Origin of the sequence: Sinorhizobium sp. FG01, assembly GCF_002531875.1 — a bacterium.
GTDB classification, from domain to species: Bacteria; Pseudomonadota; Alphaproteobacteria; order Rhizobiales; family Rhizobiaceae; genus Sinorhizobium; species Sinorhizobium fredii_C.
This window is the reverse complement of sequence record NZ_NWTB01000009.1, coordinates 143,301-157,670: the sequence shown is the minus strand read 5'-3', so window position 1 is coordinate 157,670 and position 14,370 is coordinate 143,301. Positions and strand designations below refer to the sequence as shown.

Here is a 14,370-nt window from a genome sequence, read left to right as displayed (position 1 = left end):
CTTAATCCGTGGCGGTTTCGGGGAGGTCTTGTCCGCCAGCATAGCGCTCCCAACCGCGGGCCATAAGGTGCTCCTGCGGCAAAAACTTTGTTTTATACCCCATCTTGCGGGAGCCCTTGACCCAATATCCGAGGTAGACGTGCGGAAGGCCGCGTTCCTTCGCCCGGCGGATATGGTCGAGAATCATGAAGGTTCCGAGCGAACGGTTTGCGAGACCGGGGTCGAAGAAGGAATAAACCATCGACAGCCCATCGCCCATCCGGTCGGTGAGCGCCGTGGCGATCAGCGGACCTTTGGCCTTCTCGCTGATGCCGTCGCCCTCGGACCGCAACCGGTATTCGATGATTTTCGTGTGTACATGGGTGTCCTCGACCATCATCGCGTAGTCGAGAACCGACATGTCCGACATGCCGCCCCTCTGGTGCCGGCAATCGAGATAGCGGCGGAAGAGGTTGTATTGCTCGCTCGATGGCTCGGCAGGGTACTCGGTCGAGACCACGTCGTGATTGGCGGCGAGCACCCGGCGCATGGAGCGGGTGGGCATGAACTCGTTGGCTAGGATGCGCACCGAGATGCAGGCGCGACAGGTTTCGCAGGCCGGGCGGTAGGCGATGTTCTGCGAGCGGCGGAAACCGCCCTGGGTCAGAAGATCATTCAGCTCGGGTGCGCGCTCGCCCACCATGTGCGTGAAGACTTTCCGTTCCATCTCGCTGGGCAGATAGGGACAGGCTGCCGGCGCGGTCAGATAGAATTGCGGAGACTGTGTGGTCTGCGTGTTCATCGAGCGCGGGGATCACTCTTCGCGAGGTTACTCTGCAATAGGATGGCCGAAGAATGAAAAACGTCAACACACGCGTTCGGCGAGGAACGAGCAAGTGCCAACAATTTCTGGGGACGTCGATTCGGCTCTGCCTGAATTCAATTCGACGTTGAAACGGTGTTCTCGTCCCGCCACCGTCAATACATGTCTCGGCGGACGCCGACGGTGCCGATCAGAAGGTCGTGCAGCAATCGGCCGCGATCCGTGAACAATCCGATCAGCAGGACGAGCGGCGTCAACAGCGCATTGGCGATCCAAAAGATCGCGAGATGTACGATTGCGGTCAGGAAATCCATCGGCCGGCCGTCCGTCCGGGCGATCGCAACGCCCATGATCCGCATGCCGAGCGATGCCTGCTCGCGGCCGCCGACCGTCAGCCCGAAATACAGCATCGCCACCAGCGCGAAGAGCACCGGATAGAGGAAGAATCCGAGGCCGAGCGTCAGGATGCCCAAAAAGAAGACGACGACCGCAGCCGGGATCCACAGGAGCGCGACAATCAGATAGTCGACAATGAAGGCGAACACCCGGCGCGACAGGACACCCTGGTAAGCGCGCCAGTCCTGGCTCGGAAGTCGGAGTTCCTGGTTATGCATGCTCATGTCAGCCTCGCATCGTTTCGCTCACATATGGGGACCGTATTCGACAAAACAATGCGTCTGTCGTGCGAACCGGCCGCTCATCGCTTTGCCAGCATCCTTGCCACTTCGACGGCGAAATAGCTGAGAATGCCGTCGCAGCCGGCGCGCTTGAAGGCAAGCAGCGTCTCGAGCATGATGCGCTCGCCGTCGATCCATCCATTCGCCGCCGCCGCCTTGATCTGCGCGTATTCGCCCGAGACCTGGTAGGCGAAGACCGGCAAGCCGAAGGCTTCCTTCATCCGCCAGCAGATGTCGAGATAGGGCAGACCGGGCTTCACCATCAGCATGTCGGCGCCTTCCTCGACGTCGAGCGCGGCGTCGCGGATCGCTTCGGTGCCGTTGGCCGGATCGATGTAATAGGTCTTCTTGTCGCCCTTCAGCAGCCCGCCGGTGCCGATCGCCTCGCGATAGGGGCCATAGAAGGCGGAGGCGAATTTCGTCGCATAGGACATGATGCCGACATTCTGGTGGCCTGCCGCATCGAGCGCCTCGCGGATGGCGCCGACCCGTCCGTCCATCATTTCGGAAGGTGCGATGATGTCGGAGCCGGCATCCGCCTGCATTACTGCCGCGCGCGCCACCGCTTCCACCGTCTCGTCATTGACGATCTCGCCGCCGCGCAGGATGCCGTCGTGACCGTGGCTGGTGAAAGGATCAAGCGCCACATCGGTGATGACGCCGATATTCGGAACGGCGCTCCTGATCGCCCGCGTCGCCTGGTTGATCAGGTTGTCGGGGGCAAGGCTGTTCGAACCGGTTTCGTTGCGGAGCTCCATCTCGATGTTCGGGAAGGTGGCGACGGCGGGAATTCCGAGATCGGCCGCCTCCTTCACCGCCTCGACGGCCTTGTCGACGCTCATGCGGTTGACGCCGGGCATCGCGTCGATCGGCTGAACGATGCCGCTGCCCGGCACGATGAAGATCGGCCAGATCAGGTCGTCCACGGTCAAGCGGTTCTCCTGCACTAGGCGGCGCGTCCAGTCCGCCTTGCGGTTGCGGCGCATGCGACGGTGTCCAGTGATCCTGTCCACAAGATTTGTCCTGTCGTTCATCGCGCCCGCTTCCTTCTTCTTTCACTGCGTTGGTCGAAGGCGGTTTATCATGCGCCCCGGTCGATTGAAAACGGCGTTGCGGGAGGACGGCTGCGGCATTTCCTCCCGCGAGTGAGCCGCTCGGGGCGGACTTTCCTGCTTTGCGCTGGTGGATTGCCGGCACTCGGCCTATCTTGCCGGCCATGCTTCACGATTCTGTTCATGTCCCGAAGCCATCGCTCACCGAAGTGCTGTTCGGCTGGTTCCTGCGACTGGTCTCGGCCTCCTGCTTCTGGTTTGCGCTGAACTACTGGGCGATGCTGATCGGCTTTTCCCACGGCGGCGCCGGGCGTTTCGATTTGCTGGCGCCAGAGTGGCGCGCCGCCGCGACCGCGCTTGCCGTCCTTTATCCGGTCGCTGCCATCGGGCTTTGGTTGCTCGTCTCCTGGGGACCGGTTATCTGGGTGCTCGCGGCGACCATCGAGGTAGCCATGCTCGAATTCTATCCAGGCATGCTCGGGGCCCGTCCGCTGCTCCTCTTGCTCCACGGGGCGGTCGCGGCGACCTTCATTCTTTTCCGTGCGGCGCTCTTCTGGCAGCGCCTGCGCCAGGCGCAGCAGGTAAGGGTTGATTCACCCTGAGACAGGCTCCGCGGATGGTAAGTACATGTTAAGGCTGCGGTTTAAGTAGAATTTTATACGTATTCGATAGGGTCTCACTCAAGGCGGGAAGACAAAGAAACACCGCCAAACGAAACAGTGAGGCACGAAAATGAACACCAAGATGAAGCCGCAGGTAGCTGCACCCCGGGACCCGCAGGAAGAGACGATCCGTGGTCTCTACATGGAATCCCTTCACCTCGTCGAGCGTCTGCATCGCCGTCTGCTCGACGTCATCAAGGACGAGTTCGACCGGCAGGGCCGCAGCGACGTCAACGCCGTCCAGGCGCTGCTGCTGTTCAACATCGGCAACTCCGAACTGACCGCCGGCGAGCTTCGTTCGCGTGGTTACTATCTCGGTTCTAACGTATCCTACAACGTCAAGAAGCTCGTCGATCTTGGCCTCATCAACCATCAGCGCTCCCGCATCGACCGCCGCTCGGTGCGCATCAGCCTGACGGAAGACGGCCAGGAGATTGCCGAAACCGTTGCCAAGCTCTACGAGCGCCATATCGGTTCTATCCACAAGGTCGGCGGCATCGGTTCTGATGAGTTCACTCAGATGAACAAGCTCCTGCAGCGCCTCGATCGCTTCTGGAACGACAGCATCATGTATCGCCTGTAACTGCAGGCATAACAACCTCCAGTTTCAAGGGTCGGGCGCAATCCCTGCGTGTCCGATCCTTGCCGACTTTTCCCGGCCGAATTGTCGTAGCAAAGCCTGCCCGCAGGTCGCCCGGCAGTGCCGAGACACGAATTGGCCATATTGCTATGACAGCGACGCTTAAGATGCGGCAGGTGCGCAATGGCGTTTATCGCGGCGATTCGTTTTCGTCCGACCTGCTGGAATGGCTCTCGCTCGCACGATCGTGAAAGCAACTTGAGGGCCGGGGTGGCACGCGGGTTTACGTTTGTTAACCACGTTTGTGCTAGGGCTCGGGCAGCGCGCGCTTCAGCGCCTTGAGATGGTAGGGACTATGTCGAAAAAGAACGGAATTGATGCTCTCTCGCGCCGCGCGTTTCTGCGTTCGGCCGCTACGATCGGTGCCGCCGCATGGGCAGGCTCCGCGAGTGCCCAGGACGCCCTGGGCGAGCTCATCAATTCGCCGCGCCGCGGCTCCTGGGACGACCAGTTTGACGCCAAGGCCTCTCGCACCGCGACGGCAGTCCTCTCCAACACGCCGGTTTTCGGCCCCCAGACCATCGGCCATGTGCAGCAGGCCATCTTCGACTATCAGCAGATCGTTGCCGCCGGCGGTTGGCCCCAGGTTCCGCAGACCGGGGTAAAGCTGGAGCTCGGCGTCACCGATCCCTCCGTGCAGCAGTTGCGTCAGCGCCTGATGATCTCCGGCGACCTGCCGCAGTCCGCCGGGATTTCCTCCTCCTTCGACTCCTATGTCGACGGCGCGGTCAAGCGCTTCCAGGCACGCCACGGCCTGCCGGCGGATGGCGTGATCGGCGAATATACGTTCAAGGCCCTGAACGTCGACGCCGCGACGCGGCTGGCCCAGCTCGAGACCAACCTCGTGCGACTTCAGTCGATGTCGGGCGATCTCGGTCGGCGCTATGTCATGGTCAACATTCCCGCCGCCTATATCGAGGCGGTCGAGAACGGTCGCGTCGTGCTGCGTCATGCTGCGGTCGTGGGCAAGATCGACCGCCAATCGCCGATCCTCAATTCGAAGATCTACGAGGTTATCCTCAATCCCTATTGGACCGCGCCGCGATCGATCGTCCAGAAGGACATCATGCCATTGATGCGCAAGGACCCGACCTATCTCGAGCGCAACGCCATCCGCCTCTTCGACGGCAGCGGCAACGAGGTGTCTCCTGAAACCGTCGACTGGAATGCGGAGAAGGCGCCGAACCTGATGTTCCGTCAGGACCCGGGCAAGATCAACGCCATGTCCTCGACCAAGATCAATTTCCACAACGAGCATTCGGTCTACATGCACGACACGCCGCAGCAGGGCCTGTTCAACAAGCTGATGCGCTTCGAATCGTCGGGCTGCGTGCGCGTGCAGAATGTCCGCGACCTCTCCACCTGGCTGCTCAAGGAAACGCCCGGCTGGTCGCGCCAGCAGATCGAGGCGACCATCAAGTCGGGCGTCAACACGCCGATCAAGCTTGCCGAAGAGGTGCCGGTCTATTTCACTTACATCACCGCCTGGTCGGCAAAGGACCGTGTCGTCCAGTTCCGCGACGATATCTACCAGCGCGACGGCGCGGCGGAGCTCGCCCTCCAGACGACGACCGGAGTCGAGCAATCGCCGGGCTCGATCGACGCCGACGCCCTGCCGCAATAAGCAAAGTCCCGCGTTCAATTGCAAAAGGCCGCGCATCTCCAGGATGCGCGGCCTTTTGCATGATTGGCGCCAGCGGTGTTTGGGCGCGGCGGATCGTGGAAATGACGCAAACCGCACAGCGGATATTGCTCTCGGCGTGCGAGGAAGCTAAAGGAACAGCCACCCTTGAGAGGAGCCGCGAGCCCATGCTTCCACAGACCAATGACGCCTTCTTCAACCGCTCTCTCGCCGATAGCGATCCGGAAATCTTCGGTGCGATCGAAAAGGAGCTGGGCCGCCAGCGCCATGAGATCGAGCTGATCGCCTCCGAGAACATCGTGTCGCGCGCTGTGCTCGAGGCCCAGGGCTCGATCATGACCAACAAATATGCCGAGGGCTATCCGGGCAAGCGCTATTACGGCGGCTGCCAATATGTCGACATCGCCGAGGAACTGGCGATCGATCGTGCCAAGAAGCTGTTCGGCGTCAATTTCGCCAACGTGCAGCCCAATTCCGGTTCGCAGATGAACCAGGCGGTGTTCCTGGCGCTCCTGCAGCCGGGCGATACGTTCATGGGTCTCGACCTCAACTCCGGCGGTCACCTGACCCATGGTTCGCCCGTCAACATGTCGGGCAAGTGGTTCAATGTCGTTTCCTACGGCGTGCGCGAAGACGATCACCTGCTCGACATGGACGACCTCGCCGAGAAGGCCCGCCAGCACAAGCCGAAGCTGATCATCGCCGGCGGCACCGCCTATTCGCGCATCTGGGACTGGAAGCGCTTCCGCGAGATCGCCGATGAAATCGGCGCCTGGCTGATGGTCGACATGGCCCATATTGCCGGCCTCGTCGCCGGCGGCCAGCATCCTTCGCCGTTCCCGCACTGCCACGTCGCGACGACTACGACGCACAAGTCGCTGCGCGGCCCGCGCGGCGGCATGATCCTCACCAATGACGAGGACATCGCCAAGAAGATCAACTCGGCCGTCTTCCCGGGCCTGCAGGGCGGTCCGCTGATGCATGTGATTGCCGCCAAGGCCGTTGCGTTCGGCGAGGCGCTGCAGCCTTCCTTCAAGGACTATGCGGCTCAGATCGTCAAGAATGCGCGTACGCTCGCCGAAACGCTGAAGGCCAATGGCCTCGACATCGTTTCCGGCGGCACCGATAACCACCTGATGCTCGTCGACCTGCGCAAGAAGAATGCCACGGGCAAGCGTGCCGAGGCGGCGCTCGGTCGCGGCTACATCACCTGCAACAAGAACGGCATCCCCTTCGACCCGGAAAAGCCCTTCGTCACCTCGGGCGTTCGCCTCGGCGCGCCGGCCGGCACGACGCGCGGCTTCAAGGAGGCGGAATTCAAGGAAATCGGCGAATTGATCGTCGAAGTGCTTGACGGCCTCAAGGCCGCAAACTCCGACGAGGGCAATGCCGCCGTCGAAGCCGCCGTCCGCGAAAAGGTGGTGAAGCTTACCGACCGCTTCCCGATGTACGGCTACATGTGATCGGAAGGTTGCATGCGCTGCCCCTATTGCGGTTCTGAAGACAGCCAGGTGAAGGATTCCCGTCCGGCCGAGGACGGGAACGCCATTCGCCGCCGCCGCATCTGCCCGGACTGCGGCGGCCGGTTCACGACCTTCGAGCGGGTGCAGCTGCGTGAGCTGATGATCATCAAGAAGACCGGTCGGAAGGTGCCTTTCGACCGGGACAAGCTGTTGCGATCCTTCGAGATCGCGCTGCGCAAGCGCCCGGTCGATCGCGATCGTATCGAGCGGGCGGTATCCGGCATCGTCCGCCGTCTCGAAAGCTCCGGCGAGACCGAGATTCCCTCGGAAGAAATCGGTCTCCAGGTGCTCGAGGCCCTGAAGAGCCTCGACGACGTCGCCTTCGTGCGATACGCATCCGTCTATCGGGATTTCTCCCACGCCGAGGATTTCGAAAAGGTCATTGCCGAGATCAGCGCCAAGATCGCGCGCGATCCGAGCGAGTAGCTCTGGCGGAGAAGCGCATGGGCGGGCCGACGCGTGAGGACGAGAGATTCATGGCGGCGGCGCTGCGCCTCGCCCGTCGCAATCTTGGTCTGACCTCCACAAATCCTTCCGTCGCTTGCCTTGTCGTCAAGGACGGAACGATCGTCGGGCGGGCCGTGACGGCGGCGGGCGGACGCCCGCATGCCGAGACGCAAGCACTCGCCGATGCCGGCGAGCAGGCGAGGGGGGCGACCGCCTATGTCACCCTCGAGCCCTGTTCGCATCACGGCAGGACGCCGCCCTGCGCCGATGCGCTGATTGCCGCGGGCGTTGCTCGCGTTGTCGTCTGCCTTGTCGATCCCGACGAGCGGGTCGCCGGCCGCGGGGGGGTGATGCTGCGCGACGCCGGCATCGATGTCGACATCGGCGTTCTCCATGAGCAAGGCGAGCGCGTCCTCGAGGCCTACCTCATGCGCCAGCGCATGAAACGCCCATATGTGACTCTGAAGCTTGCAGTTTCTGCCGACGGCATGATCGGCCGAAAGGGCGAAGGGCAGGTCAGGATCACCGGTTCGGTCTCGCGCGCCCAGGTCCAGGTATTACGAGCCGAGACCGATGCGATCCTCGTCGGGGTCGGCACGGCAAATGCCGACGATCCGGAACTCACGGTTCGGTTGCCCGGGCTTGAAGAGCGCTCGCCAGTGCGGATCGTCCTTGATCGCCGTCTCGATCTGCCGTTTAACTCCAAGCTCGTGCGCTCGGCGCGGCAAGTTCCACTGATCATCGTCGCAGGTGACGCCGGCCTTCCTTCTCCCCGCGAGCGCGGAGAAGGTGCCCCAAGGGCGGATGAGGGGCAGGTCGAACTTGCTCCATTGCCCCTGACCCCGGCCCCGTTCGCGGGGAGAGGGGGTGATACGGCTATCCGCCGCGCGGCTCTCGAAGCCGCGGGCGTGGAGGTGCTGAACGCCGATACCGTCTCCGATCTGTTGACCGCCCTTGCCTCGCGCGGCATTTCCTCGCTTCTGGTGGAAGGCGGGGCGCGGGCGGCGCGGCAATTTCTCGATGCGGATCTCGTCGATCGCATCCTGCTCTATTCGGGTCCGTCGGCCATTGGCGAAGGCGGCATTCGATCCCCATTTGATCGGACGACCGTACCCGCGGGGTTCTCGCTCAAGCGCAGCGCCCGTTACGGCGATGATATTTTCGACGATTACGAAAGAGATACCGCATGTTCACAGGCATAATCACCGATATCGGTACGGTGGCGAAGATCACGGCGCTCAAAGAGGGCCTCAAGCTTCGCGTCGCCACCAATTATGATCCGAAGACGATCGGCATGGGCGCCTCGATCGCCCATGCCGGCGTGTGCCTGACGGTGACGGCACTGCCGGAGACCGGCAGCAACGAGCGCTGGTTCGAGGTCGAGGCCTGGGAGGAGGCCCTGAGACTGACGACCATTTCCGGCTGGCAGGAGGGGACGCGTATCAATCTCGAGCGCTCGCTGAAGATTGGCGACGAGCTCGGCGGGCATATCGTCTCCGGCCATGTGGACGGCCAGGCGGAAATCCTCGCCGTCGAGGCGGAGGGCGATGCGGTGCGCTTCCGGCTCCGGGCACCGGAACATCTCGCCCGCTTCGTCGCGCCAAAAGGGTCGGTGGCGCTCGACGGGACGTCGCTGACGGTCAATCGGGTCGATGGCGCCGAGTTCGACGTGCTGTTGATCCGCCATTCGCTCGAGGTCACCACCTGGGGTGAACGCCAGGCCGGCGATTTCGTCAATTTCGAGGTCGATACGATGGCGCGCTATGCGGCCCGGCTTGCCGAGTTTCCCGCTCCGAAGGGGGAATGATGGTCGACTGGCGGAGCCATCTGATCTAAACGGTCAGCACGTCCTCTATTCGGATCGGCAGGGTGCGCACGCGCTTGCCGGTCGCGTGGAAGACCGCATTGGCAATCGCCGGGGCCATGCCGACGAGCGCGATCTCGCCAAGCCCTTTGACGCCGAGCGGATTGACGTGCGGGTCGAGTTCTTCGACGAAATGCGCCTCCAGCTTCGGGATATCCAGATTTACGGGCACGAGATAGTCGGCCATGTGGGCGTTGACCGGGCGCCCGTCGCGCGGATCGAGGACGGTTCGCTCCATCAGCGCCATGCCGATGCCGCCAATCATGCCGCCGGTGCACTGGCTTGCTGCGAGGCGCGGATTGACGACGCGGCCGATACCGTATGCGCCGACCGCGCGGCGCACGCGGATTGTCCCGACGTCCGGATCGACGGCGACCTCGACAAACACGGCTCCGAAGGAATGCATCGAATAGCGCTCGGCAACGTCCGGATCACGCTGCGCAGACGCCTCCGCCTCGATCGGGGTCCCGAGGCTCGACACGACATCTCCATAGGACTGGCCGGGCGACGGGTCGCCACGGCGACGCAGCCGGCCTCCGGTCCACTCGATCGCATCGAGCGCCGCTCCGAAGACCGGCAGGCGCTGGTCGGCAACAGCCTGTTGTGCAGTTTTCTCCTGCACCGCGATGCAGGCGGCGCGAATTGCCGAGCCGACGGACGCCATGGTCCATGAGCCTCCGTGGGAGGGCGCAGGCGGATAATCCGAGCGGCCGAGGCTGAAGCGCACCTGTTCCACCGGCAGGCCGAGCGTTTCGGCGGCGACCTGTGTCATCGACGTATAGGTCCCGGGACCCATGTCGCTCGCCGCGACGGCGACTTCGGCAGTGCCGTCGGGGAGCAGGCGCACGCGTGCGCTGGACGGCGCGTGGTAAGCCGGATAGGTGGCCGAGGCCACCCCCATTCCGATCAGGAGGCGGCCGTCGCGCATGGAGCGCGGCTCCGGAGTTCGGCGTGACCAGCCGAAGTGGCCCGCGGCCAGGTCGTAACACTTCATCAGCGAACGGCTGGAGAAGGGCTTGTTCTCGCTCTCGTCGATCTCAGGTTCGTTTCGCCGCCGCAGTTCGATGGGATCGAGCCCGAGGCTGTAGGACAACTCATCCAACGCACATTCGAGCGCAAAGATGCCGCTCGCCTCGCCCGGTCCACGCATATGGTTTGGCGTGCTGATGTCGAGCTGCTGCAGTCTGTACCGCGTACGCACGTTCCGGCAGGAATACATGTAGCCGCTGGCGCTGGTGAGCGCCTCGATGAACTGTTCGTAGCGGCTGGTTTCGCCAGCGCCGTCATGGATGAGGCTTGTCAGCTTGCCGTCCGCGTTTGCGCCGATTGCGATTCGCTGAAGCGTGCGCGGGCGGTGACCGGTGGTGAAGAACATCTGCTTGCGCGTCAGCACGAGCTTGACGGCCCGCCCAGTCTGCCGCGCGGCCATGGCAGCAAGGGTTACATGCGGCCATGTCCTGAGGCTCGTGCCGAAAGCGCCGCCGATGAAAGGACAGACCACCTGCACGTTCTCGGCAGGAATGCCGAATATCGCTGCGATCTCCGCCTGTTCATTAACGACGAACTGGCTCTTGCTCCAAAGCGTCAGACGATCGCCGCTCCAGGCAGCGATCGTCCCATGCGGCTCCATCGGGTTGTGGTTCTCCCGTGCGATGTCATAGATTTCGTCGACCTTTACGGGTGCGCTGGCCAGCATCGCGTCGGCGTCGCCGCGTGAAGTGTCCGCGTGTCCTGCTTCCGGGGCGATTGCTTTCACTGCCGGGTCTGACGGATCAACGATCGGCCGTTCCGCTTCGTAGGTGACCTTCAACGCTGAGGCGGCCCGTTCGGCCCGGTCGAGCGTGTCGGCAACGACGATCGCCACGGGTTGACCGTAAAAGCGTACGCGGTCGTCCTGCAGCACATGCAGCCGCTCGCCCACAGCCGGGTCGATGTAGCTCTTATGCTCGCCATAGGGCAGGCGTGGTGCGTTCCGATGCGTGATCACCGCAATGACGCCGGGCATGGACTCCACCATGGCGCTGTCGACACCGGCGATGCGGCCAAGGCCGGCAGTGGCGCTGACGATCACCGCATAGACCTGGCCCGGCTGATTGAAATCCGCGGCGTATCGCGCACCCCCGGTCACCTTGGCGCGCCCGTCCACTCGGGGCAGCGGTTTTCCGATGACGCTCGTTGTCATGCGACTTCTCCTGCCAATTCAAGTGCCCGGACGATCGTCCGTGGCAAGAGCTCGACCTTATAGTGGTTGTCTCTCAGCGGCCGTGCCTCTTGCACCGCCAGTAGGGCGGCCGCCTCGAACGCCTGGCGCTGTGGCGGCTTACCCGCCAGCGCCTCCTCCACGGCGCGCATCCGCCACGGCCGTGTCCCCACGCCGCCTGTGGCAATCCGCGCTTGGCGGATTTGGCCGCCCTCAATGTCCAGTGCGACCGCTGCCGAGACGAGCGCGAATTCGTACGAAGCCCGATCGCGCACTTTCAGATAGCGCGCGCGACGGCTATAGGCGCCCGCTGGGACCTGCACGTCAATGATGAGTTCGCCGGGCAGCAAAGTGTGTTCGAGATGCGGCGCGTCGCCCGGTAGACGGAAGAGGTCCTCCACCGGAAAGCTGCGCTCCCCCTGCGGACCAAGGACCCGCATCGTTGCATCGAGAGCGACAAGAGCGACCGCGAGGTCGGAAGGATGCGTTGCAATGCAGTGATCGCTCGTGCCGAGAATGGCGTGGCCCGCATGGAGACCGTCGATTGCCGAGCAGCCCGAACCCGGATCGCGCTTGTTGCACGGCGCGTCGAGCATCCGGAAATAGGGACAGCGGACGCGCTGGAGCAAATTGCCGCCGATCGAGGCCATATTCCTGAGTTGCGGCGAGGCGCCCTCGATCAGGCTTTCGGCGATGAGCGGCTGCCGGGCTTGCACCTCCGGGTGAGCCGCAACATCAGCCATGCGAGCGAGTGCACCGATGACAAGAATGTCGTTCTCCACACGGATTTCCGCTAGGGGAAGTGCGTTGATATCGATGAGCTGTTCGGGGCGCTCCACCTCCTCGCGCATGAGATCGATGAGGGTCGTGCCGCCGGCGATAAAGCGGGAGCCCGCCGCGGCGGCGGCAATCGCCTGTTCGGCTGTCCTCGCCTTCTCGAGAGTGAAGGGGAACATGGTCAGCTCCTCTCCGCAGCATCCGCTACTGCCGCGACGATGCCGGGGTAGGCGCCGCACCGACAGATATTGCCGCTCATCCAGAACTGGATTTCTTCAGGCGAGCCGGCGTGGCCTTCCGCGATGCAGCCGACGCCCGACATGATCTGGCCGGGTGTGCAGTAGCCGCATTGCAGCCCGTCATGCTCGATGAAAGCTGCCTGCAGCGGATGAAGCTCCTCGCCCCTGGAAAGACCCTCGATTGTTGTGATCTCGGCGCCGTCGTGCATGGCGGCCAGCGTCAGGCAGGAAACGACCCGCCTGCCGTTGAGAAGAACAGTGCAGGCACCACAGGCGCCCTGGTTGCAGCCCTTTTTCGTTCCGGTCAGGTCAAGAGTTTCCCGCAGGACATCAAGCAGCGACTGACGAGGATCGAGCTCAAGTTCTCGTGCATCGCCATTGACGACCAAACGGACCCGCTCGAGTGCATTGCCGGTTTGGCCTGGGGGAGGAGCGGGCTGGGCGGCGACAGTGGAAATCGTCGCGAGCGAAGCGGCGCCTCCGGCCATTTGCAGCACCGCCCGGCGCGATACGATGGCCGGGAAGGGAGGCGAAGCTGCTTCTGCATTGGTTGATGGTGGCTGCCGATTGATCATCAGATTCTCCTGAGAATGCCGTGAAACGGCTGCGATCCTATGAACATGCAGGTCTGAACCGCGATCCCCGCGGCTTCGGATGAAAAAGCTATTCGTTTCCTTGACGCCCGCCAGTGATCGGAGTGCTGTTTCTTGCACGAGAGTGCTGTCTCCGAGCCGTGCGAAGTACCGCCCCGATAGCAGCACATAAGCCAAAGGCTCGATTTGCTACGCGAGACGCAGGCGGCGCCAATGGCTTGGCGTTACATTCATGGCTTTGACAAAACTGCGGGTGAGATGACTTTGATCCGTAAAGCCACAGCGACTTGCGATCTGCTCGATCGGCAACTCTGAATTGACGAGGAGTTCCTGTGCGCGTTCTATGCGTCGGCCGAGCAGCCACTGCAGAGGAGACGATCCTGTCGTGGCCTTGAAGGCGCGGGCGAAATGACTGCGCGAGAGCCGACAGGCGCGGGCGAGTTCATCAAGGCCGATCTTTCCGTCCAAATGGGCCAGTAACATCTCCTTTGCCCGGCGTTCCTGCCACGGTGCCAGTCCTCCTATCGGACGCGCGACGGCAGGATTCTCTGCATAGTGGGTGGTGAGGTGCGTGAGCAGCGCCAAAGCGATGTAATCGACGAAAAGGCGGCTCGTCGTCTCTGGGCGCTCGAATGCAGGTGCAAGGCATGCTCCGAGATGTCTGATGACGTTATCGCTAAAGGCCACGCCGTTGGCCGTTCTAAGCTCGCCCACCGACTTCATATCGTGCTCGTGTTCGAACTGCCGGATCGCTGCACGCGGCGCGTACATTGAGACGCAGTCCACGGTGCCACGCGTTACGGAGGCATGCTCCTCGTTCAGATCGAGAAAGAGAAACTGCCCTCGATTTAGCGGCATCATGGACACCGGCTTTCCGTTTACCCAATAGGGGATTGCGGGCAGTTCGCGCCGCTGAAGACAAAGCAGGTAGCCGTTGCTGGTTTCCATTCGGACAGGCGCTGCGGCCTCGGAGCCGTCCCAACAGTGTCGGCTGCCGGAGATTTCTGCCAACTGTAAATAACGAGTGGTGAGAGTAGGAGGCTGATCCAGCCCCACGAACCTGCCCAAGCGCTGCCCAAGCTTTCCACTCATTGGCGCTCCCCCTCTCAGCAGTCGAGCTGCTGGCGAACTATACTCTGCCCGCTGCACAATTGGAAAGTGTCTGGAAAAATCCAACGGCAGGGGTAAGAGGTCAAGCTTCGCACTGGCGTCGTGAATGATCCCGGGTCGAAAAACGACCCGGGATCATTCA

General features: G+C 62.8%; 14 protein-coding genes. 7 read left to right on the top strand and 7 right to left on the bottom strand.

The genetic code is table 11. The features are described from left to right. Window position 1: 1 nt before the first annotated feature. From CO656_RS16825 to hemB, 3 genes are all read right to left on the bottom strand, one after another. Window positions 2-781, bottom strand: coding sequence for an arginyltransferase (locus CO656_RS16825; protein ID WP_097526470.1), 780 nt, complete (start codon window positions 779-781; stop codon window positions 2-4). A gap of 176 nt (window positions 782-957) precedes the next feature. Continuing rightward, window positions 958-1,422, bottom strand: a complete 465-nt coding sequence (locus CO656_RS16820) for an RDD family protein (protein WP_037413959.1) — start codon at window positions 1,420-1,422, stop codon at window positions 958-960. Window positions 1,423-1,499: 77 nt separating this feature from the next. Continuing rightward, complete coding sequence (gene hemB / locus CO656_RS16815; RefSeq protein ID WP_097526469.1) at window positions 1,500-2,513, bottom strand: porphobilinogen synthase; 1,014 nt, start codon at window positions 2,511-2,513, stop codon at window positions 1,500-1,502. Between the two features lie 182 nt (window positions 2,514-2,695). Between hemB and CO656_RS16810 the strand changes: the two genes are divergently transcribed. The 7 genes from CO656_RS16810 (at window position 2,696) to CO656_RS16780 (ending at window position 9,252) form a co-directional block, all read left to right on the top strand. Further along, complete coding sequence (locus tag CO656_RS16810) at window positions 2,696-3,133, top strand: DUF6163 family protein (RefSeq protein ID WP_097526561.1); 438 nt, start codon at window positions 2,696-2,698, stop codon at window positions 3,131-3,133. A gap of 130 nt (window positions 3,134-3,263) precedes the next feature. Then, window positions 3,264-3,776 (top strand): MarR family winged helix-turn-helix transcriptional regulator, encoded by a 513-nt coding sequence (locus tag CO656_RS16805; protein ID WP_097526468.1) that lies wholly within the window; start codon window positions 3,264-3,266, stop codon window positions 3,774-3,776. A gap of 352 nt (window positions 3,777-4,128) precedes the next feature. Further along, window positions 4,129-5,457, top strand: a complete 1,329-nt coding sequence (locus tag CO656_RS16800) for a murein L,D-transpeptidase (RefSeq protein ID WP_097526467.1) — start codon at window positions 4,129-4,131, stop codon at window positions 5,455-5,457. A 185-nt stretch (window positions 5,458-5,642) separates the two neighbouring features. After that, window positions 5,643-6,938: a serine hydroxymethyltransferase gene (glyA, locus tag CO656_RS16795; RefSeq protein ID WP_097526466.1), complete on the top strand. Its 1,296-nt coding sequence runs from the start codon at window positions 5,643-5,645 to the stop codon at window positions 6,936-6,938. A 12-nt stretch (window positions 6,939-6,950) separates the two neighbouring features. Beyond that, window positions 6,951-7,424: a transcriptional regulator NrdR gene (gene nrdR, locus CO656_RS16790; protein WP_026612571.1), complete on the top strand. Its 474-nt coding sequence runs from the start codon at window positions 6,951-6,953 to the stop codon at window positions 7,422-7,424. A gap of 17 nt (window positions 7,425-7,441) precedes the next feature. Next, window positions 7,442-8,647, top strand: a complete 1,206-nt coding sequence (gene ribD, locus CO656_RS16785) for a bifunctional diaminohydroxyphosphoribosylaminopyrimidine deaminase/5-amino-6-(5-phosphoribosylamino)uracil reductase RibD (protein ID WP_097526465.1) — start codon at window positions 7,442-7,444, stop codon at window positions 8,645-8,647. Beyond that, window positions 8,632-9,252, top strand: coding sequence for a riboflavin synthase (locus CO656_RS16780; protein ID WP_097526464.1), 621 nt, complete (start codon window positions 8,632-8,634; stop codon window positions 9,250-9,252). Before ribD ends, CO656_RS16780 begins: the two co-directional genes overlap by 16 nt. A gap of 25 nt (window positions 9,253-9,277) precedes the next feature. On the opposite strand, the gene CO656_RS16775 is transcribed toward CO656_RS16780, so the two are convergent. The 4 genes from CO656_RS16775 to CO656_RS16760 form a co-directional block, all read right to left on the bottom strand. Beyond that, window positions 9,278-11,491, bottom strand: a complete 2,214-nt coding sequence (locus tag CO656_RS16775) for a xanthine dehydrogenase family protein molybdopterin-binding subunit (RefSeq protein WP_097526463.1) — start codon at window positions 11,489-11,491, stop codon at window positions 9,278-9,280. Further along, complete coding sequence (locus CO656_RS16770; RefSeq protein ID WP_097526462.1) at window positions 11,488-12,465, bottom strand: xanthine dehydrogenase family protein subunit M; 978 nt, start codon at window positions 12,463-12,465, stop codon at window positions 11,488-11,490. Before CO656_RS16770 ends, CO656_RS16775 begins: the two co-directional genes overlap by 4 nt. 2 nt (window positions 12,466-12,467) lie before the next feature. Beyond that, window positions 12,468-13,013 (bottom strand): (2Fe-2S)-binding protein, encoded by a 546-nt coding sequence (locus CO656_RS16765; protein ID WP_097526560.1) that lies wholly within the window; start codon window positions 13,011-13,013, stop codon window positions 12,468-12,470. Window positions 13,014-13,307: 294 nt separating this feature from the next. After that, a complete protein-coding gene (locus CO656_RS16760) occupies window positions 13,308-14,210 on the bottom strand; it encodes an AraC family transcriptional regulator (protein ID WP_097526461.1) in 903 nt (300 codons plus the stop codon). Window positions 14,211-14,370: the final 160 nt, after the last annotated feature.

Coding starts and splice junctions, on each gene's coding strand:
- CO656_RS16770 (WP_097526462.1), bottom strand. CDS start 12,465: ATGTTCCCCTTCACTCTCGAGAAGGCGAGGACAGCCGAACAGGCGATT.
- hemB (WP_097526469.1), bottom strand. CDS start 2,513: ATGAACGACAGGACAAATCTTGTGGACAGGATCACTGGACACCGTCGC.
- ribD (WP_097526465.1), top strand. CDS start 7,442: ATGGGCGGGCCGACGCGTGAGGACGAGAGATTCATGGCGGCGGCGCTG.
- CO656_RS16800 (WP_097526467.1), top strand. CDS start 4,129: ATGTCGAAAAAGAACGGAATTGATGCTCTCTCGCGCCGCGCGTTTCTG.
- CO656_RS16765 (WP_097526560.1), bottom strand. CDS start 13,013: ATGGCCGGAGGCGCCGCTTCGCTCGCGACGATTTCCACTGTCGCCGCC.
- CO656_RS16760 (WP_097526461.1), bottom strand. CDS start 14,210: ATGAGTGGAAAGCTTGGGCAGCGCTTGGGCAGGTTCGTGGGGCTGGAT.
- CO656_RS16805 (WP_097526468.1), top strand. CDS start 3,264: ATGAACACCAAGATGAAGCCGCAGGTAGCTGCACCCCGGGACCCGCAG.
- nrdR (WP_026612571.1), top strand. CDS start 6,951: ATGCGCTGCCCCTATTGCGGTTCTGAAGACAGCCAGGTGAAGGATTCC.
- CO656_RS16810 (WP_097526561.1), top strand. CDS start 2,696: ATGCTTCACGATTCTGTTCATGTCCCGAAGCCATCGCTCACCGAAGTG.
- CO656_RS16780 (WP_097526464.1), top strand. CDS start 8,632: ATGTTCACAGGCATAATCACCGATATCGGTACGGTGGCGAAGATCACG.
- CO656_RS16825 (WP_097526470.1), bottom strand. CDS start 781: ATGAACACGCAGACCACACAGTCTCCGCAATTCTATCTGACCGCGCCG.
- CO656_RS16820 (WP_037413959.1), bottom strand. CDS start 1,422: ATGAGCATGCATAACCAGGAACTCCGACTTCCGAGCCAGGACTGGCGC.
- CO656_RS16775 (WP_097526463.1), bottom strand. CDS start 11,491: ATGACAACGAGCGTCATCGGAAAACCGCTGCCCCGAGTGGACGGGCGC.
- glyA (WP_097526466.1), top strand. CDS start 5,643: ATGCTTCCACAGACCAATGACGCCTTCTTCAACCGCTCTCTCGCCGAT.